Annotated in this window: 22 protein-coding genes and 1 tRNA gene; 6 read left to right on the top strand and 17 right to left on the bottom strand. The window is 68.9% G+C overall.

Translation table 11 applies throughout. From position 1 onward, the window contains the following. Window positions 1-117: 117 nt before the first annotated feature. From VET29_RS09590 to VET29_RS09565, 6 genes are read right to left on the bottom strand one after another with little or no spacing between them, the layout of a single operon-like run. The gene (locus tag VET29_RS09590) at window positions 118-624 is read right to left on the bottom strand and encodes a DUF4262 domain-containing protein (protein WP_324917782.1); all 507 of its coding nucleotides are present in this window, start codon (window positions 622-624) and stop codon (window positions 118-120) included. Beyond that, window positions 621-1247, bottom strand: coding sequence for a hypothetical protein (locus tag VET29_RS09585; protein ID WP_324917779.1), 627 nt, complete (start codon window positions 1245-1247; stop codon window positions 621-623). Before VET29_RS09585 ends, VET29_RS09590 begins: the two co-directional genes overlap by 4 nt. After that, on the bottom strand, window positions 1240-1992 hold the full coding sequence (locus VET29_RS09580) for a YebC/PmpR family DNA-binding transcriptional regulator (RefSeq protein ID WP_324917776.1): 753 nt from the start codon (window positions 1990-1992) through the stop codon (window positions 1240-1242). Before VET29_RS09580 ends, VET29_RS09585 begins: the two co-directional genes overlap by 8 nt. Continuing rightward, on the bottom strand, window positions 1989-2615 hold the full coding sequence (gene pdxT / locus VET29_RS09575) for a pyridoxal 5'-phosphate synthase glutaminase subunit PdxT (RefSeq protein WP_324917773.1): 627 nt from the start codon (window positions 2613-2615) through the stop codon (window positions 1989-1991). The genes VET29_RS09580 and pdxT overlap by 4 nt, the downstream gene beginning before the upstream one ends. Before the next feature lie 31 nt (window positions 2616-2646). Beyond that, complete coding sequence (locus tag VET29_RS09570; RefSeq protein WP_324917769.1) at window positions 2647-2979, bottom strand: AzlD domain-containing protein; 333 nt, start codon at window positions 2977-2979, stop codon at window positions 2647-2649. A 49-nt stretch (window positions 2980-3028) separates the two neighbouring features. After that, the gene (locus tag VET29_RS09565; protein WP_324917766.1) at window positions 3029-3742 is read right to left on the bottom strand and encodes an AzlC family ABC transporter permease; all 714 of its coding nucleotides are present in this window, start codon (window positions 3740-3742) and stop codon (window positions 3029-3031) included. 78 nt (window positions 3743-3820) lie between these two features. Here VET29_RS09565 and VET29_RS09560 point away from each other — a divergent pair, with 78 nt between their 5' ends. Beyond that, window positions 3821-4372, top strand: coding sequence for an XRE family transcriptional regulator (locus tag VET29_RS09560; RefSeq protein ID WP_324917762.1), 552 nt, complete (start codon window positions 3821-3823; stop codon window positions 4370-4372). A gap of 14 nt (window positions 4373-4386) precedes the next feature. Here VET29_RS09560 and pdxS read toward each other — a convergent pair whose 3' ends face one another. After that, window positions 4387-5301: a pyridoxal 5'-phosphate synthase lyase subunit PdxS gene (pdxS, locus tag VET29_RS09555; RefSeq protein ID WP_324917759.1), complete on the bottom strand. Its 915-nt coding sequence runs from the start codon at window positions 5299-5301 to the stop codon at window positions 4387-4389. 197 nt (window positions 5302-5498) lie between these two features. On the opposite strand from pdxS, the gene VET29_RS09550 reads away from it, so the two are divergent. Beyond that, complete coding sequence (locus VET29_RS09550; protein ID WP_324917756.1) at window positions 5499-7625, top strand: elongation factor G-like protein EF-G2; 2127 nt, start codon at window positions 5499-5501, stop codon at window positions 7623-7625. A 42-nt stretch (window positions 7626-7667) separates the two neighbouring features. Here the strand turns inward: VET29_RS09550 and VET29_RS09545 are convergent, their stop codons facing one another. The 6 genes from VET29_RS09545 to VET29_RS09520 form a co-directional block, all read right to left on the bottom strand. Next, window positions 7668-8207 (bottom strand): hypothetical protein, encoded by a 540-nt coding sequence (locus tag VET29_RS09545; protein ID WP_324917753.1) that lies wholly within the window; start codon window positions 8205-8207, stop codon window positions 7668-7670. Continuing rightward, complete coding sequence (locus tag VET29_RS09540) at window positions 8204-9193, bottom strand: NUDIX hydrolase (RefSeq protein WP_324917750.1); 990 nt, start codon at window positions 9191-9193, stop codon at window positions 8204-8206. The genes VET29_RS09545 and VET29_RS09540 overlap by 4 nt, the downstream gene beginning before the upstream one ends. Window positions 9194-9202: 9 nt before the next feature. After that, window positions 9203-10342, bottom strand: a complete 1140-nt coding sequence (locus VET29_RS09535; protein WP_324917747.1) for a glycosyltransferase family 4 protein — start codon at window positions 10340-10342, stop codon at window positions 9203-9205. Further along, entirely contained in the window at window positions 10339-11367 is a 1029-nt protein-coding gene (locus VET29_RS09530; RefSeq protein WP_324917744.1) for a phosphatidylinositol mannoside acyltransferase, read from the bottom strand. Before VET29_RS09530 ends, VET29_RS09535 begins: the two co-directional genes overlap by 4 nt. Next, complete coding sequence (pgsA, locus tag VET29_RS09525) at window positions 11364-11972, bottom strand: phosphatidylinositol phosphate synthase (protein ID WP_324917741.1); 609 nt, start codon at window positions 11970-11972, stop codon at window positions 11364-11366. Before pgsA ends, VET29_RS09530 begins: the two co-directional genes overlap by 4 nt. 269 nt (window positions 11973-12241) lie before the next feature. Then, window positions 12242-12763: a MarR family winged helix-turn-helix transcriptional regulator gene (locus tag VET29_RS09520; RefSeq protein ID WP_324917737.1), complete on the bottom strand. Its 522-nt coding sequence runs from the start codon at window positions 12761-12763 to the stop codon at window positions 12242-12244. A 103-nt stretch (window positions 12764-12866) separates the two neighbouring features. Here VET29_RS09520 and VET29_RS09515 point away from each other — a divergent pair, with 103 nt between their 5' ends. Next, window positions 12867-13436 (top strand): YceI family protein, encoded by a 570-nt coding sequence (locus tag VET29_RS09515; protein ID WP_324917734.1) that lies wholly within the window; start codon window positions 12867-12869, stop codon window positions 13434-13436. A gap of 63 nt (window positions 13437-13499) precedes the next feature. Here VET29_RS09515 and VET29_RS09510 read toward each other — a convergent pair whose 3' ends face one another. The 3 genes from VET29_RS09510 to VET29_RS09500 all read right to left on the bottom strand — a co-directional run bounded on the left by VET29_RS09510 (window position 13500) and on the right by VET29_RS09500 (window position 16920). Beyond that, window positions 13500-14051 (bottom strand): HIT domain-containing protein, encoded by a 552-nt coding sequence (locus VET29_RS09510; protein WP_324917731.1) that lies wholly within the window; start codon window positions 14049-14051, stop codon window positions 13500-13502. Window positions 14052-14104: 53 nt separating this feature from the next. Continuing rightward, window positions 14105-16129 (bottom strand): threonine--tRNA ligase, encoded by a 2025-nt coding sequence (gene thrS, locus VET29_RS09505; RefSeq protein WP_324917728.1) that lies wholly within the window; start codon window positions 16127-16129, stop codon window positions 14105-14107. 122 nt (window positions 16130-16251) lie between these two features. Continuing rightward, window positions 16252-16920, bottom strand: a complete 669-nt coding sequence (locus VET29_RS09500) for a DUF305 domain-containing protein (protein WP_324917725.1) — start codon at window positions 16918-16920, stop codon at window positions 16252-16254. 110 nt (window positions 16921-17030) lie between these two features. On the opposite strand from VET29_RS09500, the gene VET29_RS09495 reads away from it, so the two are divergent. Both VET29_RS09495 and VET29_RS09490 read left to right on the top strand, forming a co-directional pair. Next, entirely contained in the window at window positions 17031-18458 is a 1428-nt protein-coding gene (locus VET29_RS09495) for an LVIVD repeat-containing protein (RefSeq protein WP_414636470.1), read from the top strand. Between the two features lie 149 nt (window positions 18459-18607). Further along, a tRNA-Val gene (locus tag VET29_RS09490) sits at window positions 18608-18682 on the top strand. Here VET29_RS09490 and VET29_RS44060 read toward each other — a convergent pair. After that, the gene (locus VET29_RS44060; protein ID WP_414636471.1) at window positions 18639-20339 is read right to left on the bottom strand and encodes a recombinase family protein; all 1701 of its coding nucleotides are present in this window, start codon (window positions 20337-20339) and stop codon (window positions 18639-18641) included. The two genes, VET29_RS09490 and VET29_RS44060, sit on opposite strands and share 44 nt — an antisense overlap. Before the next feature lie 27 nt (window positions 20340-20366). On the opposite strand from VET29_RS44060, the gene VET29_RS09475 reads away from it, so the two are divergent. Continuing rightward, window positions 20367-21278, top strand: a complete 912-nt coding sequence (locus VET29_RS09475) for a hypothetical protein (protein WP_324917711.1) — start codon at window positions 20367-20369, stop codon at window positions 21276-21278. The last annotated feature ends 96 nt before the right edge of the window (window positions 21279-21374 follow it).

Here is a 21374-nt window from a genome sequence, read left to right as displayed (position 1 = left end):
AGGTCGGCCAGGTACCCCGGCCACTACGCGCCCCGGTCACGGAAGGTTCATCGAACAGGCACTTTTTTCGCCCAGTGATAGGAGATCACTGTCTCCACTGGTCAGGAAGGGGCCTTCTCACGGACCGTTGACGCCGGGTGTCCAGCTCTCCGGGAGGCCGCTCTCGGTGAGGACCGGTTGCCACACGTCGAACCCGGGCGGCGCGTCGGCCTCCCAGGGCCAGTCGTCCTGCGGGGTGGCGGTGATCAGCTGCACCGCGTCGAAGTCTCCTTCGGGGTGGACGAGGAAGACGCTGCCGAAGAACTCGAAGTAGTGACCCTTGTTGACCCGCTCGACGGTGACCAGCACGCCTTCGAGCAGGTCGTCCCAGACCTGGCCGGGCGGGAACTCCTCACCCTGGCTGGCGCGGTGGATGTAGGTCTCGACGAGGTACCGGCCGGCGCCCTCGGGCAGCCCGATGGTCACCGCCTCCGGGATGCCGTACCGCCGCCACGCCCCGACGGAGAAGGTGTACGGCGCGCCTTCCTCGTCACCGGCGACCTCGATGATGGCCTGCCCTCGGACGTTGCCCTCGGCGATGAGGCGGTCCCGCAGTTCGAGGTCCTCGGGGCTCAGGTCGCTCACGGCTGCCTCGCCCGCACCGCGCCGGCGGCCTTGGCGACGCCGTAGAGCACGTAGCCGGCGGCCACGATCGCGAGCAGGAACGCCGCGACGACGCCGAGGAAGTCAGCGGCGTGCGGATCGAGGAAGCTGCCGTACAGCCCGGGGTCCGCGGCGACGAAGTAGGCGAGGTACGCGGCCGGGAACACCACCCAGGTGAGCGGGTGCCACCAGCGCACGTTGACCTGGTTGCGGCCGACGAGAAGGAAGTCGGCGAGTACCGCGAGCGGCGTGACCAGGTGCTCGAACATCGACCAGGTGCTGTCGAGGCTGCCGTCGATGACCGTCAGGTAGGTGACGCAGACCAGCAGCAACAGCACCGCCGCCGCGCCCCGCAGCCACGGCGACCTCGGCTCGTGCGCCCGCCCGCCGGTGAACAGCGGGTAGAGCGCCAGGCCGACGTACACGACACCGGCGAACAGGCTGGCCTGCTGGGACAGCGCCGGCCACGGGTCGCTCATCGCCGAGAGGGCGCCGGCGAGGCCGATGAAGGCGCAGGCCGCGACCGCCAGCCGCCACGCGGTGACGCCGGCCAGCACGCCGGCACCGACCCGCGGCGGCGTCCCCGCCAGGGCGGGGCTATGCATCAACCTCGGCCATGACGTCGTCGGAGATGTCGAAGTTGGCGTAGACGTTCTGCACGTCATCGCTGTCCTCGAGGGCGTCGATCAGGCGGAAGACCTTGCGGGCGCCGTCGGCGTCCAGCGGGACGCTGACCGACGGGAGGAAGCTCGCCTCCGCCGACTCGTAGTCGTAGCCCGCCTCCTGCAGTGCCTTGCGGACCCCGACCAGGTCGGTGGCCTCGGAGACGACCTCGAAGCTCTCGCCGAGGTCGTTGACCTCCTCGGCGCCCGCCTCGAGGACGGCCATCAGCACGTCGTCCTCGGACAGCCCGCTCTTCGGCAGGATCACCACGCCCTTGCGGTTGAACAGGTACGACACCGAGCCCGGGTCGGCCATGTTGCCGCCGTTGCGGGTCATCGCGGTGCGGACCTCGGACGCGGCCCGGTTGCGGTTGTCGGTGAGGCACTCGATCAGCACGGCGACGCCGTTGGGGCCGTAACCCTCGTACATGATCGTCTGCCAGTCGGCGCCGCCGGCCTCCTCGCCGCCGCCGCGCTTGCGGGCCCGCTCGATGTTGTCCTGCGGGACCGAGTTCTTCTTGGCCTTCTGGATCGCGTCGAACAGCGTCGGGTTGCCGTCGGGGTCACCGCCGCCGGTCCGCGCGGCGACCTCGATGTTCTTGATCAGCTTGGCGAAAAGCTTGCCCCGCTTGGCATCCAGTGCGGCCTTCTTGTGCTTCGTAGTCGCCCATTTTGAGTGGCCGCTCACGACTTTCCCTCCACCATCTCCACGAACAGTCTGTGTACCCGGGTGTCCCCCGTCAGCTCGGGGTGGAACGCCGTGGCCAACACAGAGCCCTGACGAACCGCGACGATCCTACCGGCGGCGGCTTCACCACCCGGGACCTGCGGGTCATCGCCGATCCGGGCCAGCACCTCGACCTCGGGGGAGGCGGACTCGACCCACGGCGCCCTGATGAAGACGGCGTGGACCTTGTCCGCTATTCCCACGAAGTCCAGGTCCTCCTCGAAGGAGTCGACCTGCCGGCCGAAGGCGTTGCGCCGCACGATCATGTCGAGGCCGCCGAGCTGGTGCTGGTCCTCACGCCCGTCGAGCACCTTGCTGGCCAGGAGGATCATGCCGGCGCACGAGCCGTACACGGGCATGCCCCGCTGGACACGCGCCCGCAGCGGTTCGAGCAGCTCGAAGATGTCGAGCAGCCGTGACATGGTGGTCGACTCGCCGCCGGGCAGCACCAGCCCGTCCACTTCGGACAGCTCGGCCGGGCGGCGCACGGCGATCGCCCTGGCCCCGCTTTCACCGAGCGCGGCGAGGTGCTCGCGCACATCACCCTGCAGCGCGAGCACACCGACCAGCGGACCAGCGGACACCTGTTGACCTCCTGCGATCACTCCAGCTTACTTAGGGCACGCCAAGCGCCCGCAGCCCGGCCGCGACCACGGCCGCGGCGACGACCACGACGACGAACGGCGCCTTCCGCCACGCCAGCAGACCGCCGGTGAGCACGCCAGCCGGCAGGGCGATCCCGGCGAACTTCCCCCCGTCGGTGAGGGCGGCGGTCGCGATGAGCGCGACGAGCAGGACGGTGGCGGCGGTGGACAGCAGCTCGGCGAGCCGGGGCGGCAGTTCCGCCTCGCCACCGTGTGCCTTGGCGAGCCGCGCCCGCAGCAGCGGCCCGGCGAGCCGGAAGGCGTAGGTGCCGGCCGCGAGGATGAGGATGGCGGTGATGTTCATCCGAGCACCTCGTCCCTCGTGGCGGACGGCGGCGGGCCACCGGCGGTGATCATGCCGGCACCTCCGCGTCCTGCTCCGCCTTCGCCGGCCGCTTCGGCGTGGGGAGCAGCACCGCCAGGCCGACCAGAGCCAGCAGCACCGGCACGCCCGCCGGCAGGAACGGTGTCGTGGCCAGCGCGACCACCGCCCCGAGCAGCGCCGCGTTCCTGGGCCGCGCCTTCTTCAGCGACGGCAGCACCAGGGCCAGCAGCGCCGCCGGGAACGCCGCGTCCAGGCCGAACGCGTCCGTGTCACCGATCACCTGACCGACCGCCGCGCCCGCGATCGTGCCCAGGTTCCACACGACGAACGCCAGCAGGCCGAGGAACCAGAACACCGCCCGCGCCCGCTTCGGGTCGTCCTTCTGCGCCATCGCGAAGGCCACCGACTCGTCGATCAGCAGGTGCGAGCCGACCATCCGCGCCACCAGCCCGCGTCCCATGATGTCGCCCACCGCGAGCCCGAACGGCAGGTGCCGGGCGTTGAGCACCAGCGCCCCGGCCACGGCCGCGAACACCCCGCCACCCGCGGCCAGCACGCCCACCACCATGAACTGCGACCCGCCCGCGAACACGAGCACGGACAGCGCGGACGGCATCCACCAGTCCAGCCCGCTGGACACCGCGATAGCGCCGAACGACACGCCGACCACCGCGATCGCGCTGGCCATGGCCAGCGTGTCTCGTCGCAACGACGGGGTGAGTGTTCGCCAGATCGAACGCATGACTCTTATGATGAACACCGGGCCGGTGTTCGTCAAGGCGAACGATCGGTCTTACAGAACGAACACGGGAGCTGACCCATGGCACACGCGCCCCTCGATGTCATCGCGTTCTCGCTGCGCCGCGAGCGGGAACGCGTCGGACTGTCGCTGTCCGAGCTGGCCAAGCGCGCGGGCATCGCGAAGTCCACGCTGTCCCAGCTGGAGGCCGCGAGCGGCAACCCGAGCGTGGAGACGCTGTGGGCACTGGGGGTCGCTCTCGACGTGCCGTTCAGCCGCCTCGTCGACCCGCCACGGCCGAAGGTGCAGGTCATCCGCGCCGGCGAGGGGCCCGCCGTGTTCTCCGAGCGGGCCGACTACGTGGCCACCCTGCTGGCCTCCTGCCCACCCAACGCCCGCCGCGACGTCTACCTGATCTCCGCGGAGCCGGGCTCCGTGCGCGAGTCCCAACCGCACATGCCCGGCGTGGTCGAGCACGTCGTGCTGTGCTCGGGCCGGGCACGGCTCGGGCTCACCGACGACCCGGTGGAGGTGGGCCCGGGCGACTACGTGGCCTACCCGGGCGACCTCCCCCACATCTTCGAGGCGCTCGAACCCGGCACCTTCTCGGTGATGGTGTCCGAGCACTGGTGAGTGGGATTCCGGGGCTACCAGCCGCGTTCGGCCAGCCGATGCGGCTCCGGGACCTCCTCGACGTTGATGCCCACCATGGCCTCGCCGAGGCCACGCGACACCTTCGCGATCACGTCCGGGTCGTCGTAGAAAGCCGTGGCCTGGACGATCGCCTTGGCGCGGGCCGCCGGGTCGCCCGACTTGAAGATGCCCGAGCCGACGAACACGCCCTCGGCGCCCAGCTGCATCATCATCGCCGCGTCCGCCGGGGTCGCGATGCCGCCCGCGGTGAACAGCACGACCGGCAGCTTGCCGAGCGAGGCGACCTCGCGGACCAGCTCGTAGGGCGCCTGTAGCTCCTTGGCCGCGACGAACAACTCGTCCTCCGGCAGCGACGTCAACCGCTTGAGCTCGCCGCGGATCTTGCGCATGTGGGTGGTCGCGTTGGACACGTCGCCGGTGCCGGCCTCGCCCTTGGAGCGGATCATGGCCGCGCCCTCGGTGATCCGGCGCAACGCCTCACCCAGGTTGGTGGCACCACACACGAACGGCACGGTGAACTGCCACTTGTCGATGTGGTTGGCGTAGTCGGCGGGGGTCAGCACCTCGGACTCGTCGACGTAGTCCACGCCGAGCGACTGCAGCACCTGCGCCTCGACGAAGTGCCCGATGCGGGCCTTGGCCATCACGGGGATGGAGACCGCGTCGATGATCCCGTCGATGAGGTCCGGGTCGCTCATCCGCGCCACGCCACCCTGCGCGCGAATGTCCGCCGGCACCCGCTCCAGCGCCATGACCGCCACCGCGCCGGCGTCCTCGGCGATCCTGGCCTGCTCGGCCGTGACCACGTCCATGATCACGCCGCCCTTGAGCATCTCCGCCATACCCCGCTTGACCCGCGCGGTTCCGGTTACCGCCTCGGTAACGGCAGGGGTCGAATCGGTAGTCACGAAGCGTCCCTCCTCAGTGGATTCCCCGACAAGTGTAGGTCTCATGTGGCTATCACGAAGCGGCCAATTCGCCGGTAATTCGCCAGGCCACTTCGCGCGTTGGGGTTGTCTGACCTGGTAAACAGGTGTGAGATCGGGCACATAAGAGACACGCCGAACCCGGCTGACAGTGCGGTCAGCGGAAAGGGTGAGTGGGTATGGCCAGCAAACACTCGGAAAACGGTGATGGCGGAGCCGCGGTCGCTGTAGACGACCCGGCCAAGGTGAGAAACATCGTTCTCGTCGGGCCGTCTGGCTCGGGCAAGACGACCCTGACCGAAGCCCTCCTCGCGGCGGCCGGCGTCATCCCACGAGCGGGCACCGTGACCGAGGGCACGACCGTGTGCGACCACGACCCGGCGGCCCAGCGCCAGCAGCGCTCGGTCGGCCTGTCGGTGGCCCCACTCGTGCACGGCGACGTCAAGATCAACCTGATCGACACCCCGGGGTACGCGGACTTCGTCGGCGAGGTGCGCGCCGGCCTGCGCGCGGCCGACGGCGCGCTGTTCGTGGTCTGCGCGGCCGAGGGCGTCGACCCGGCGACCATCGCGCTGTGGGCGGAGTGCGCCGCCGTCGGCATGCCCCGCGCCGTGGTGATCGCCAGGCTGGACCACCAGCGCGCGGACGCGATGGCCGAGATGCGGGCCTGCCAGGAGGCCTTCGGCCAGGGCGTGCTGCCGCTGTACCTGCCGGCCGGCGGCGGCAAGTCAGGGCTGCTCGGGCTCATCACCCGCCGGTTCATGGACTACTCGGGCGGCTACCCGCCCACGGCCGCCGAGGCGGACGAGGCCGACCTCGTGGAGATCGACGACGCACGCAACGAGCTGATCGAGGGCATCATCGCCGAGAGCGAGGACGAGACCCTCATGGACCGCTACCTCGAGGGCGAGGAGATCGAGACCGAGACGCTCATCGACGACCTCGAGACGGCCGTCGCACGCGGCACCTTCCACCCGGTCATCCCCGTCTGCGCCTCCAGCGGCGTCGGGCTCGCCGAGCTGCTCGAGGCGCTGACCGGCGCGTTCCCCTCGCCGCTCGAGCACGGCGTGCCGGACGTCACCGAGCTCAACGGCAACGGCTCCGGCTCGCTGCGTGCCGACCCCGACGGCCCGCTCGTCGCCGAGGTCGTGCGTACCGCCATCGACTCCTACGTCGGCCGGGTGTCACTCATCCGGGTGTTCTCCGGGACGCTGCGGCCGGAGCGGCCGGTGCACATCTCGGGGCACGGCATGTCCGAACGCGGCCACGAGGATCACGACGTCGACGAGCGCGTCGCGCACATCTACTCCCCGCTCGGGTCGAACCTGCGCGAGGTGACGCACTGCGTGGCCGGCGACATCTGCGCGCTGACCAAACTGGGGTCCGCGGAGACCGGCGACACCGTGTCCAGCCCGGAGAAGCCGTTGCTGATGCGGCCGTGGACGATGCCGGAGCCGCTGCTGCCGGTCGCGGTCGTCGCGAAGACCCGCAGCGACGAGGACGCCCTGTCCCGCAACCTGAACCGCCTCGTGGCGGGCGACCCGACCCTGCGGCTGGAACGCAACGCCGAGACCCACCAGCTCGTGTTGTGGTGCATGGGGGAGGCCCACGCGGACGTCGTCCTCGCGCGCCTGCGTGCCGGAGGCGCGGACGTGGACACCGAGCCGATCAAGGTCGCGCTGCGCGAGACGTTCGCGGCCCCCGCACGCGGAAAGGGCCGGCACGTCAAGCAGTCCGGCGGGCACGGGCAGTACGCCGTGTGCGACATCGACGTCGAGCCCCTGCCGGTCGGCGCGGGCTTCGAGTTCGTGGACAAGGTCGTCGGCGGCTCCGTGCCGAACCAGTTCATCGGCTCGGTCGAGAAGGGCGTGCGTGCCCAGATGGAGAGGGGCATCCAGGCCGGCTATCCGATGGTCGACATCCGCGTGACCCTGTTCGACGGCAAGGCACACAGCGTCGACTCGTCCGACGCCGCGTTCCAGACGGCCGGCTCGATGGCGCTGAAGGACGCCGCGGCGAACGGCCGCGTCTCGTTGCTGGAGCCGGTCGACGAGGTGGCCGTGCGGCTGCCGGACGAGCACCTCGGCACGGTGTTGGGCGACCTGTCGTCCCGGCGCGGCCGCGTGCTCGGCACGGAGGCCGACGAGCAGCCGGGGTACAGCATCGTGCGGGCCGAGGTCCCGGTGACGGCACTGCTGCGGTACGCGATCGACCTACGCTCGATGACGTCCGGCTCGGCGACGTTCACCAGGTCGTTCGCCCGCTACGACCCACTGCCCGAGGCACTGGCCGCCCACATGACCTAGGCCGACCGCCATGAAGGCGCGTTCGGTCGCCGAGCGCGCCTCTCATGGCCCGTCCGGTCGCGGGAAGGTCAGGATCTCGTCGCGGTAGGGGCCGCCGACCTCGCTCGCCGGGTACACCAGCGCCACGAAGTCGGGCAGCGCGTGGGGCGCCGGCTTGCCGTCCTCGTTCGTGCTGCCGGGCTCGGCGTGCCAGTCGATAATGTGCAGCACCACCTCGTGCTCGCCCTCGCCGACGGCCAGCTCGACCGCGTCGTCCGCCCAGCCGACGCCCTCGATGCCGGACAGCCGGACGTCGCCGCTGGACGCCAGCAGGTACGGCTCGGACGTGACGACCAGGCGCTCGGTCTCACGCTCGGTCAGCACGGGCTCGTTGCCGTACCGCACCAGCACCTCGAACGCACCGTCGCTCTCGATGTTGATCGGCACGAGGTCGCCCGCCCTGACGTGCCGCTGGATGTCGTCGTCCAGGCACAGGGCCGACTCCCACGAGTCGTAGTCGACGACCTCCGCGAACGGCTCGGCGTCCCAGATTGCCAGCATGCCGGAGCCGGTCTTCACGACCGCCTTGATCTCGATCGTCAACGGACCGTCCTCACTGTGCCGTCCCACTTCTTCGTCAACACGTCAGGTAGCAGCGTCGGTAGCTGCACCGGGTAGACGGTCTCCTCCGTGTCCCGCAGGTCGCCGACGGTCCACCAGCGGTGGCCGTCGACCGTCTCCGTCTCCAGCTGGGTGAACCCGGACGTGTCGACGGCGATGTCGGCGGCGAGGTCGGCCACGAAGAACCACTCCTCGCCGTCGTAGGTCCGGCCGTCGAAGCTGAACGCGACCCGCCGCCGCCACACCGGGCCGACCAGTCCGTCGTCGCCCAGCCGCACGCCGGTCTCCTCCGCCAGCTCACGCAGCGCGGCCGTGCGCAGGTCCTCCCCCGGCTCGACGCCGCCGCCGACGGTGAACCAGAACCTGGCGTCCGGGCGGATCGGGTCGTGGCCGTTGAACAGCAGCACCCGCTTCTCGCCGTCGATCAGGAGCACGCGAGCGGACGGGCGCGGCAGCGGCATGTCGCCGTGGTCGGCCAGCTTCGGCTCGACGATCTCGAAGTACTCCGGCCGCGGCGCGGTCCCGGCGAGCTTCAGCCAGCGCACCAGCCGGCGGCGCCGCTGGGTGAGCGTGTCGCGCACGGCGTCGTTGTGCACCCGGCGCGCGATCACCACGCGGTGCTCGGCGTCGAGCAGCTCGGCCGTCAGCGCCAGCGGCAGCTTGGCCCGGTCGACGCCCGCGAGCTGCAGCGAGAGGCGGTTCTCCGCCTCCTCCCGCTCGTCGCGCGGCGCGACCTCCGCCCGTTCGGCCTCGGCCCGCAGGCGGTCGGCGCCGACGTCGTCCAGCCGGATCGCCGCGGCGACCGTGCGTGCCACCACCGCCCGGCGCGCCAGTGCCGCGTCCAGTGCCGCCCACGCCGCGTCGGTGCGCACGTGCAGCCGGTCCAGCCGGTTCGCGGTGGCCGCCAACCACACGATGACCATCGCCACCAGGACGACAAGGACAAGCGCGGTCACCAACGCTGTCACGACGCTCCCCTACCCAGACTCGACACCGGCATCCGACTCGACGATCCCCCGCGGGTCCGCCGCGATGGCCTGCTCGTACACCCGCAGCACCTGACCGGACAGCACCGTCCAGTCGAAGGCGGTCACCCGCTGGCGAGCGGCCGCCACGTACGACTCGCGGCGCCGCGGGGAGACAAGCATGCCGCGCAACGCCTCCGCGAGCGCAACCGGGTCGCCGACCGGGAACAGGGCCCCGGCGCGGCCGTCGTCGAGCACGCGCCGGAACGCGTCGAGGTCGCTGCCGACCACCGCCGCACCGGCCGCCATGGCCTCGGTGAGGATCATGCCGAAGCTCTCGCCGCCGGTGTTGGGCGCGCAGTAGACGTCGACACTGCGCAGTGCCCGCGCCTTCACCACGTCGTCGGCCTGGCCGAGGAGGTTGAGCCGCACCGGCCCGGCCTGGCGCCGCAGCTCGTCCTGGTCGCCGCCGCCGACGACCAGCAGCTGGAGGTCCGGGAAGTCCGGCGTGAGGATCTTCAGCGCGTCGAGCAGGATCGGCATGCCCTTGCGTGGCTCGGTGAACCGGCCGACGAACCCGACCGTGCCGCCGTCGCGCGGGTAGCCCGGCAGCGGCGTGGACCGGGTGAAGAAGTCGACGTCCACGCCGTTCGGGATCTCGACCGCGTCGCCGCCTGCGTGCTCGACCTGGACGCGGCGGGCCAGCGCGGACACCGCGATGCGCGCGGTGATCTTCTCCAGAAAGGGCCGCAGGACGGGCTGGAACGCGCTGAGCGTGCGGGACCGGGCCGTGGACGTGTGGAAGGTCGCGACGATCGGACCGTCGGCGATCATGAGCGCGAGCAGCGACAGGCTGGGCGTGGTCGGCTCGTGCAGGTGCAGCACGTCGAAGTCGTGGTCACGGATCCAGCGGCGCACCCGCCGGTAGGAGACCGGGCCGAACGACAGGCGCGCGACGGAGCCGTTGTAGGGGATGCCGACCGCGCGGCCGGTGGGGCGCACGAAGTCCGGCAGCGGCGTGTCCTCGTCGGCCGGCGCGAGCACGTCGACGTCGTGGCCCTTCCCACGCAGCGCCTTGGCGAGATCGACGACGTGTGACTGCACTCCCCCGGGCACCTCAAAGGAGTACGGACACACGATGCCGATCTTCACCTGGACTCCGTGTCGGTTCGGCTCGCACCGCTCGCTGGGTGAACGGGCCCGTGCCCGGCTTCCCTCCCCGCTGTGCTCGGCGCGGGTCGCTTCGCTCCCGGGCGCCGCCGGGGCTCGCCCGGTCCGCTCACGAGGGCCTGCTGCCTGTCCTCGTCCAGGTCCGCCAGCCAGAGCTTCTGCATCATGTGCCAGTCCACCGGGTGGTTGGCGATGTCGGCGGCGAACGCGTCGGCCATCCGCTGTGTCGTCGGACCGACGTCCTCGCGGCCGTGCACGAGCAGCGGCGTGTGCGCCCGCACCCCCCAGCCGTCGTCGGTGAACGTGTTGTCCACGACCAGGATCTGGGCGCCGGTGGCGGCGGCGAGCCGGGCCGGGCCGGGCGGCATGCGGGTCTCCGCACCGAAGAAGGTGACCGGGATGCCCCGCTTCGACAGGTCCCGGTCGGCGACCAGGCAGACGATCTTGTTGGCGCGCAGGCGTTCCATCAGCAACCGGTAGGCGCCGCCCGCACTGGGGAGGATCTCGAACCCGAGTGACTCGCGGTATTCGACGAACCGCTGATAGACGGACTCGGGCTTCAGCCGTTCGTTGACGGTGGTGAACGAACCGGCGTGACCGACGAGCCAGATGCCGGAGACGTCGAAGTTGCCGGTGTGCGGGAGCACCATGATCAGGCCCTTGCCGCGCTCCAGGGCGGCGTCCATCAGCGGCTTGCCGATGAACACGTCGTCGACCTGCCGGTAGATCGCCTCGTGGTCCATGGCCGGCAGGCGGAACGCCTCCCGCCAGTACCGCGCGTAGGACCGGAGTCCCGCGCGGACCAGCTCGTCCAGCTCCGCGGGTCCCGCCTTGGGCACGACCCGCGCGTAGTTGCGACGCATCTGCTGGACGCCCGGCCCGTTGCGCCGGGCGGCGAGGTCGGCCGAACCGCGGAACAACGCCTTGGCCACCGGCTCGGGCAGTCGTCGCACGGCGCCCCAGCCCGTGGCGTACGCGAGGTCGGACAACCGCTGGCTGAAACTCATGTGGCCTCCGCTGCCGACTGGTGGACGGCCACCAGCCGTTGTCCCACCGTGATGACCGAACCGGCGACGAGCAGCCAGAGCGCCACGTCGACCGCGTAGGGCACGCCGAACCCCTGCAGGCCGGTGCCCACCAGGGCGATGATCAACCGTTCGGCCCGCTCGACGAGCCCGACGTTGGCCGAGAGCCCCGCGGCCTCGGCACGTGCCTTGATGTAGGAGATGACCTGGCCGAGCACCAGGCAGATGAGCGCCGCCACGCCGAGGTGTGGCCGCTCGGCGTTCTCGAGCGCGTACCAGGCGATGCTGGCCATGAGCGCGCCGTCGGCGATCCGGTCGCAGGTGGAGTCGAGGACGCCGCCGAACTTGGTGCCGCCGCCCCGCGCGCGGGCCATCGCCCCGTCGAGCAGGTCGAGCATGACGAAGCCCCAGACCGCGAACGTGCCGGCGAGCAGGTGTCCGGTGGGGAACAGCCAGAGCGCGGACCCGACCGCCCCGACCGTACCGATGACCGTCATGCCGTTGGGCGTGAGCCCGATCCGAACGAGCACGGCCCCGATCGGATCGGTGACCCGCGAGACCGAGGCTCTTGCGAAGATGTTCAGCATGGCGCGGACGAGCCTCACGACGTGCGGCGACAGGTGGCTACGGCAGCCTAACCGAAGGTGTCGCCCCGGCCCGCCCCACTGGAGCGAAGCCCACGCCACGAATGTCACTTTTGGTCGACCCCACCGGGTGAAAGTTATCCACAGCCCTCGCTGACCAGCACTTTTGTCACCCCAGCCGAGTAGACTGGCGTGGCGGGGTGCCCCCGGGATCGGGTGGGGGCTGCCTACTCAACCAACTGCGTTGGCGTTGATCATGAAACGTTCACCCTTTACGCGGGCTCGGTCTCCTTCAGCTCCCGGCCGTCGCCGGTCAGGCTCGGGCAGGTCACCTCCGGTACCGAACCAAGGCCACGCTGGATGGCCGCGCTGATCTCGCCCAGTTGCCGCACCTGCTCGGGTGTGAGCTGGTCGAACAGCTTCTCCCGCACCTCGGTCACGTGTCCCGGGGCCGCCGCCGCCAATGCCGCGAAGCCATCCTCGGTGAGGATCGCGTACGAGCCGCGCTTGTCGGTCGGACAGCCACGGCGGCGCACCCAGCCGGTCTCCTCCAGCCGCGCGATCGCGTGCGACAGCCGGCTGCGGGACGAGCCCCGGATGCCGGCGAGCTCGCTCATGCGTAACGTGCGGTCAGGGGCCTCGGACAGGGCCACCAGGATCTCGTAGTAGGCGTGTGGCATCCCGGCGTCCCGTTGGAGCTGCCGGGCCAGCGCGTCGGTCAGCCCAATGGTCGCCGACATGAAGGAGCGCCAGATCTGCTGCTCACGCTCGCTCAACCAGCGGGTCTCGGACATACCTCACAGTGTACTTGTTGAACTCTCAATCACGTAGGTGTAAGGTCGCGGTTGATCGCTCAACAGGTGATCGTTCAACTTTTTCTATCGGAGGATCTTCACCATGAGCAGTGCCACCGCCCTCAACATCCCGGGCTACGCGGCCGGTACGTGGGACATCGACCCGGCGCACTCCGAGGTCGGCTTCGTCGTCCGCCACCTGGTCGTCACGAAGGTCCGCGGGCGGTTCGCCAGCTTCAGCGGCACCATCGTCACCGCGGAGAACCCCCTCGAGTCCTCGGTCGACATCAGCGTCGACCTCAGCTCGATCACGACCCACCAGGAGCAGCGCGACGGCCACCTGCGGTCCGCCGACTTCTTCGAGGTCGAGAAGTACCCGACGATGACCTACAAGGCGTCCGGCGCCCGCCAGGACGGCGACAAGTTCGTGCTGGACGGCGAGCTGACGCTCAAGGACGTCACCAAGGTCGTACCGCTGACCTTCGAGGTGAACGGCATCGGCGAGAACCCGCTCGCGGGCGGCACCGTCGCCGGCTTCTCCGGCACCGCGTCGATCAACCGCAAGGACTTCAACGTCAACTTCGAGGGCGTCCAGAACGGCATCGCCATCGTCAGCGACAAGATCGAGATTCACATCGAGGTTGAGGCCAACCTCCGCAAGCCGGAGGCCTGAGCCCGACTCCGGCACGCGCTGACGGCTCCCTCCCCCACCGCGGGGAGGGAGCCGTCGGCGTTCTCAGGACGTCTCGGCCCAGGCGTCGGCCAGCAGCGTGCGTGTCTGCCCCAGCAACTGCGGCAGCACCTTCGTGTGACCGATCACCGGCATGAAGTTCGAGTCGCCACCCCATCGGGGGACCACGTGCTGGTGCAGATGCGCCGCGATCCCCGCCCCAGCGATCACACCCTGGTTCATGCCGACGTTGAACCCATGCGGCGCCGACACCGATCGAGCGACCGTCATCGCCTTCTGCGTGAACTCCGCCAGCTCGACGGTCTCCTTCGGCGTCAGCTCTGTGTAGTCGGCCACATGCCGATAGGGCACCACCATCAGATGCCCGGGGTTGTACGGGTAGAGGTTCAACACCCCGTACACCAGCACCCCACGCGCGACGATCAGCGCGTCGGCGTCGGCCATCCCGGGCAACCGACAGAACGGACAGCCGTCGGCCTCCTCACCGACGGGCTTGTTCTCCCCCCGGATGTAGGCCATCCGGTGCGGGGTCCACAGGCGTTGCAAGGCATCGGGCACCCCAACACCATCCTGCTCAACGAACTCCGCACCGCTCATGAACCGATCCTAATGTTCCGGTCCACGCGCCCCGGGCGCCTGGCAGCCGCCGCCTACTGAGAAACCTTCACCGCCTCAGCGGACGGGGAGGCGTTCTCCCGCCGCTCCACCCACTCGACCACCGTCCGGACCGCGTCGTCGACCGGCACCCCGTTGATCTGGCTCCCGTCGCGGAACCGGAACGACACCGCGCCGGCCTCGACGTCCTTCCCACCGGCCAGCAGCATGAACGGCACCTTCTGCGTGGTGTGGTTGCGGATCTTCTTCTGCATGCGGTCGTCCGAGGTGTCGACCTCGACCCGGATGCCCCGCGCCCGCAGCTTCTCGGCCACGTCCAGCAGGTGCGGGACGTGCTCGTCCGCGATCGGGATGCCCACCGCCTGCACCGGCGACAGCCAGGCCGGGAACGCGCCCGCGTAGTGCTCGGTCAGCACGCCGAAGAATCGCTCGATCGAGCCGAAGAGTGCCCGATGGAGGACGACCGGCTGCTGACGAGAACCATCCGAAGCCGTGTACGACAACTCGAACCGCTTCGGGTGATTGAAGTCCACCTGGATGGTCGACATCTGCCATGAGCGGCCGATGGCGTCCTTCGCCTGCACCGAGATCTTCGGGCCGTAGTACGCGGCGCCACCCGGGTCCGGCACCAGCTCGAGGCCGGAGTCCACGGCGGCCTGCCGCAGGGTCTCGGTGGCCTCAGCCCACTCCTCGTCCGAACCGATGAACTTGCCGCCCTCGCCCTTGGTGGACAGCTCCAGGTAGAAGTCCGACAGGCCGTAGTCGGCCAGCAGGTCCAGCACGAACCGCAGCAGGGACCGCAGCTCGCCCGGCATCTGCTCCTTGGTGCAGTAGATGTGCGAGTCGTCCATGGTCAGGCCGCGAACCCGGGTCAGGCCGTGCACCACGCCGGACTTCTCGTACCGGTAGACGGTGCCGAACTCGAACAGCCGCAGCGGCAACTCCCGGTAGGACCGCCCGCGCGAGTCGAAGATCAGGTGGTGCATCGGGCAGTTCATGGCCTTGAGGTAGTACTCCTCGCCCTCCAGCCGCAGGGGCGGGAACATCGTGTCGGCGTAGTACGGCAGGTGGCCCGAGGTGTAGAACAGGTCGCTCTTGGAGATGTGCGGGGTGTTGACGAACTCGTACCCGGCCTCCTCGTGCCGCCGCCGCGAGTAGTTCTCCAGCTCACGGCGGATGATGCCGCCCTTGGGGTGGAACACCGGCAGGCCGGAGCCGATCTTCTCCGGGAACGAGAACAGGTCCAGCTCGGTGCCCAGCTTGCGGTGGTCGCGCCGCTCGGCCTCGGCCAGCCGCTCCAGGTAGGCGTCCTGCGCCTCCTGCGACTCCCACGCGGTGCCGTAGATGCGCTGGAGCTGCGGGTTCTTCTCGCTGCCGCGCCAGTACGCGGCGGCCACGCGGGTCAGCTTGAACGCCGGGATGTGCTTGGTGGTCGGCACGTGCGGGCCGCGGCACAGGTCGCCCCACACCTTCTCGCCGCTGCGCGGGTCGAGGTTGTCGTAGATGGTCAGCTCGCCGCCGCCGACCTCCATGACCTCGTCGGTGTCGACGTCGGACTTGAGGTCGACGAGCTCCAGCTTGTACGGCTCGTCCTTCAGCTCTTCCTTGGCCGCGTCGACCGACTCGACGACACGGCGGGAGAACCGCTGGGAGGCCTTGACGATCTGCTTCATCCGCTTCTCGAGCGCCTGGAGGTCCTCGGGGGTGAAGGGCTTCTCGACGTCGAAGTCGTAGTAGAAGCCGTCCCGGATCGGCGGGCCGATGCCGAGCTTGGCCTCCGGGAACTGCTGCTGCACGGCCTGGGCCAGCACGTGCGCGGCGGAGTGCCGGATGACCGCGCGGCCGTCCTCGGTGTCGGCGGCGACCGGCTCGACCTCGGCGTCGGCGTCCGGGGCCCAGGACAGGTCCCGCAGGTCGCCGTTCGCGTCCCGGACGACGACGACCGCGTCCGGGCCCTTGCCGGGCAGGCCGGCCTCGCGGACCGCGGCGCCCGCCGTAGTGCCGGCCGGCACCACCACGCGCGGGGTGGGTTGGGCGGCAGGCGGACGCGGCTCAGACACGGTTACTCCTCGAAGTGACGACGCTGGTGACGCCCACGCGGTACGGCGGGGCGGTGTCGATGCTATCGAGCCGTGGCCGGTCGTGGCCTGCGGGTTTCCGCTGGCCGATACCGCGGTGCACCTCAGTAGCCCGTCAGCCAGCCCCGCATGCGCTGGATCTCGTCGGTCTGCTCGACGACGACGTCGTCCGCGATCTCCTGCACCCGCACGTCGACACCCTTCTGCCGGACCTCCTCGGCCATGGTGAGCGCGCCCTGGTGGTGGGCGATCATCAGCTGCAGCCAGAGCTTGTCGAAGTCCCTGCCCTTGGCGTTCCGCAGCTGCTCAAGCTGCTCCTGCGTCGCCATGCCCGGCATCGAGGCGTGGCCGCCGCCGGAGTGGTGGTCGGGCGCCGTCGGGTTGACCGTCGGGATCGTGTGCTGGGACAGCCACTGGTTCATCCCGTTGATCTCGAGGCCCTGCACGTCGGAGATGCGGCTTGCCAGCTCTTTTACGTCTCTTGACGATGCGCGCTCGGGTGCCAGGTCCGACATCCAGACCGCCTGTTGGTGATGAACGATCATGTCCTGCATGAACGTCTTGTCGGCGTCGTTGGGCTCCGGCACGTCGATGCCGGTGGCCTGCCCCGGGGGGATTGTCTTTGCCTCCTCACCAGGTTTACCTGGGACGATCACCGGCCCGGGGTTGGTCGGCGGGGGCGGCGTACTGCTGCAGGCGGCCAGCGGACCGAGGGCCAGGACGGCGCCGACAGCCACTATGAGACGGCGGTATGTCCAGTATGTCTCACTCACAGGAAAACGGTTTCCCATCTTCGGGCACATCATCGGATTAGATCTAGTTTATTCCTGACTTACCTGCTCATAATGTGTCATCCGAACGGCACAAGGAGGGGACCCCTGTCGTGAGCTCGACCCTGCACGGCTGGCGCCGAAGAGTGTCCGTCGCCGCGATCGGAGCGGCAACACTGACTCTCGGCCTGATCACGGCCCCCGGGGCGTCCGCCCAGGACATCCCGGCACCGGACCAGATCGTCACCAGCCCGAACATGAAGCACGAGCTGAACATCCCGCAGACGACGCCGCTGGCCAACAGCACGTCGGTGGGCACCGACATCGCGTTCCAGGGTCGGTACGCGTTCGTCGGCAACTACGACGGCTTCACCATCTACGACATCAGGAACCCCAAGAAGACGAAGATCGTGAGCCAGGTGCTGTGCCCAGGCTCGCAGAACGACATCTCGATCATGGGCAACCTGCTGTTCCTGTCCACGGACTCGCGACGCAGCGACAACTCGTGCGCTTCCACCGCCCAGAGCGACGGCACCAAGGCCTACTGGGAGGGCATCAAGATCTTCGACGTGACCGACAAGCGGGCGCCGCGGTACATCAAGTCCGTGGAGACCGCGTGCGGCTCACACACGCACACACTGGTGCCGTCGAAGGACAAGCGGACGGCGTACCTCTACGTGTCGTCCTACAGCCCGTCGGCCTCGATCTCGAAGTGCCAGCCGCCCCACGACCTCATCTCGGTCGTCGAGGTGCCGCTGCGCAACCCGACGTCCGCCAGGGTCGCGGCGACCCCGGTGCTGTTCCCGGACGGCGGCTACCCAGGCAACGGCGGTGGCATCGGCGTCCCGGGCGGTGTGGACACCTCGGGCTGCCACGACATCACGGCGTACCCGTCGAAGGACCTGGCGGCCGGCGCGTGCATGGGTGACGGCGTGCTGTTCGACATCTCCAACCGCCTCGCCCCGCGCGTGATCAACCGGGTCGAGGACACCCAGCACTTCGCGTTCTGGCACTCGGCGACGTTCAACAACTCCGGCACCAAGGTCATCTTCACCGACGAGCTCGGCGGCGGCGGCCTCGCCACGTGCAACGCCGAGGTGGGCCCGGAACGCGGCGCGGACGGCATCTACGACGTCGTCGGCCGCGGTGACGCCCGGAAGCTGACGTTCCGCAGCTACTTCAAGATCGACCGCTACCAGGACGCGTCGGAGAACTGCGTGGCCCACAACGGCTCGCTGATCCCCGTGCCGGGCCGGGACATCATGGTCCAGGCGTGGTACATGGGCGGCGTGCAGGTGTGGGACTTCACCAACTCCGCACACCCGAAGAAGATCGGCTTCTTCGAGCGCGGCCCGGCGTCCGACCCGGCCAAGAGCGGCGGCACCTGGTCCGCGTACTACTACAACGGGTACATCTTCGCGTCCGACCTGAGGATGGGTTTCGATGTGATCAGCATCAACGACCCACGGACGAACCCGGCCAGGTTCGTGCGGATGAGCGAGCTGAACGTGCAGTCGCAGGGCAACTACTACGGCCACTGATCTCTCTGTGGTCAAACGGGGCCCCGCAGGCGACCTGCCTGCGGGGCCCCGTCATGCCGCTTCCCCAGGTCGCCCAGGATGACGATCGTTTGGGCACCCCTCCGTACGGCACCGACTGCGGCGTCCGGTAGTCTTTCGCCACGTTGAGAGGGCGATTAGCTCAGCGGGAGAGCGTTCCGCTCACACCGGAAAGGTCACTGGTTCGATCCCAGTATCGCCCACCAAAGCGGCCCTACTCGAACCATGGTCCCCCAAGGACCAGGTCAGTAGATCCGCCTCGGTAAGACGATCTAGAGCAGGCCCTTCCTTCCGGAAGGGCCTGCTGTCCTTCCAGCCCTCTTCATCCCAGGAGTCGTCCTCCCAGCCGCTGAGCGTGTCGCTGCGGCGGTACTCAGTGCGGCGCTGCTGCTCAGCCTCCACCAGCCCAGAGATACCGGGCGTCAGCTCATGCTCACTGACCGTGACAAGCTCTCGGGCGTCGAGGTAGAGCTTGGCAAAGATGACCTTGGTCAGGGCCTTCTTGATGCCCGCTCCACCCTTCATGAAGAAGGCTTGCGGGTCTTTGAGCAGCTCCAGAGCAGTCAGGAAGAACTGTCGGCCGGTGTCGAGCTTGGTCGTGGTGTCGGCCAGTTGGCCCTCAATCTCAGCCCGCTCAGCCGCGAGGCCGGCCAACTTCTTCTGGATCTTGGCCTTGGGCCAGCCCGGCTCCCCAACGAGGTCGAGGTACTGCTCCTCTTTGGCGTCCAGTTCGCCCAGACGGGCCTTGAGGCGCTTCTTCAGCGCTTGGATGTTGCCCAGCTCACTCAGCAGGGTGTCATCGAGCTGTGCCCGAACCTTGGCCCGGAAGTCCTCGCTGAGCCGCACCGTGGCGTAGTGCTGTTCGACGGCTTTCAGAACCTCCTGGACCTTGAGATAGGGCAAGTCGCAACCGCGGGCCTGGCGCCCTCGGCAGAGGAAGTAGAAGTAGGTGCCGCCGTTGCCCCGGCCAGGTGCGACGATGAGCCGCTTGTCACAGCGTCCGCACCACAGCAGGCCCTTGGCCCAATGGTCGTGCTGACGCTTGCGGGTGCCTCCGCCCCCGCGTAGGACCAGTACGCGCTGGACCCTTTCGAATAGTTCGGGCGTGACCAGCGGCGTGTGTCGGCCGGGATACTCCGCACCTTCGTGCTCGACGAAGCCGAGGTAGTAGCGGTCGCTGAGGATGTCGTAGAGCTTGCTGAGTGACAGCGGCTTGGCCGACCGTTTGCGGGTTGCTCGAGTGGTGAGTCCAGCGGTGATCAGGCGGTCCAGGACTTGCTGACCGGAGTGCTGGCCGGTGCCGAACAGCTCGAAGGCTTGCGTGATCAGCGGACCACGCTCCGGGTCTACGGCGATGGTGCGGATCTCGCCGCCTTCGGGCTTGGGTTCGCGAACGTTGAGGTAGCCAAGCGTGGCCTGACCGACAGTGCCGCCGTTCTTGACCTTCTGGCCCATCTTGTAGCGGATGTCGGCACCGCTGGCTTGGGACTGGTACTGGTCGACGGCGTGGATGATGGACTCGACCATGGCGCTCTCGGGTGTCTCACCCATGTCGAGAATGGTGGAGACCACCCGTACGCCGTACTTGGCGAGTTCCTTCTTGGTAATGGCAGCGTCGATGCTGTTCCGGAAGATCCGATTGAAGTGGTAGACGATGATGAAGTCCGGCAGTGCATCGCGCGGGGTAGCCCGGATGGCGGCCATCATCTCCTGGAAGACCGGCCGCTTGTCGATGCTGGTTGCGGTCCGGCCTGGCTCGATGAACTCGTCCACCACCATGGCTCGAAGGTCGGCCGCCTTACGGGCCCCGGCTTCCCGCTGGGCGGGAATGGAAATGCCTTCCGGGTTGTAGTCGGTGTGCACCTGGCCGGGCGTTGAGACCTTCCGGTCATGGAGATCGGCTCCACCTTGTTCACCGCCGGGCTGCTGGCTGTTGCCCTTGAGTACCTGGACCGCCAGGACGCTGAGGTCCGGGCTACCGAACGCCTGCGCAAGATCTTCGACGAGAAGACACCAGCGCTCCGCGATGCCGTCTATGACGGCCTCGCCTTCAACACCGACGTGTTGAAGGCCCATGCCTCACCCGAGACCCTCGACCGGGTGATTCGCAACTCCTTATCCGTCCGCCTCGGCGACGAGGCTCTGGCCGCAGACGTCTACACGGATCTGTACCAGCAGGTCGTCCGGGCACCGGAAAGGCACCGCGACGCGCGAGTATCCATCTCGTTGTCGCCATGGGACGACGGACCTGCCAGCGGTCACGGCTCAATGTTCGTCGCGAGTGTGCGTTGGGAGTACCGGGTAACGCCGACGACCGCGCGCCGGCACTTTACGTGTGTCTCTGATCTTGCCGAGTACCGCCGCCTGGTCGGCGAAGGCAAGGATTCCATCTGGTACTTCGAGCCGGTAGCGGGCTTGACTGCTGGCTCGCCGCAAGTGTTCGAGCTGGCGCAGTTCACCGCAGACGGCAAGCCACTGCCCATCCGGCAACGTACGCAGGCCGATCACCAGATCTACACTACGGAGCTTCGACCTGAACACCTCGGACACGAGATCAAGCTTGCCTTCACCTACCGAGTGCTCGTCCAGAAGCACGGGCACCTGCTCTACCTGGACATCGCCAAGCCCACCCGCGGCCTGAGTGTCGAACTGAACTACGCCCATGCCGGCATCCGTCACGTCAACGCCCTGGACTTCATCGCCAGTGCGCGCCAACCGCACACCCTGCGCTCGCCGAAGTCGCTGCCGGGTCGCTCAGGGGTCTGTGTCGTGATCGGTGTGTCCGGCGTTGTTGATCAGTAGGTTTCGGCTCCCGGCCAGCGGTCACCGAAGGTGATGGCGAAGGCGTTGAGTACTGGTTTCCAGCGCATCGTCCATCGGGTGCGGCCTGTGCCGGTG

The organism is Actinophytocola sp. (assembly GCF_035634895.1).
Lineage (GTDB): Bacteria > Actinomycetota > Actinomycetes > Mycobacteriales > Pseudonocardiaceae > Actinophytocola.
The sequence above is the reverse complement of the archived record's forward strand: the minus strand, read 5'-3'. Positions and strand labels throughout refer to the sequence as shown.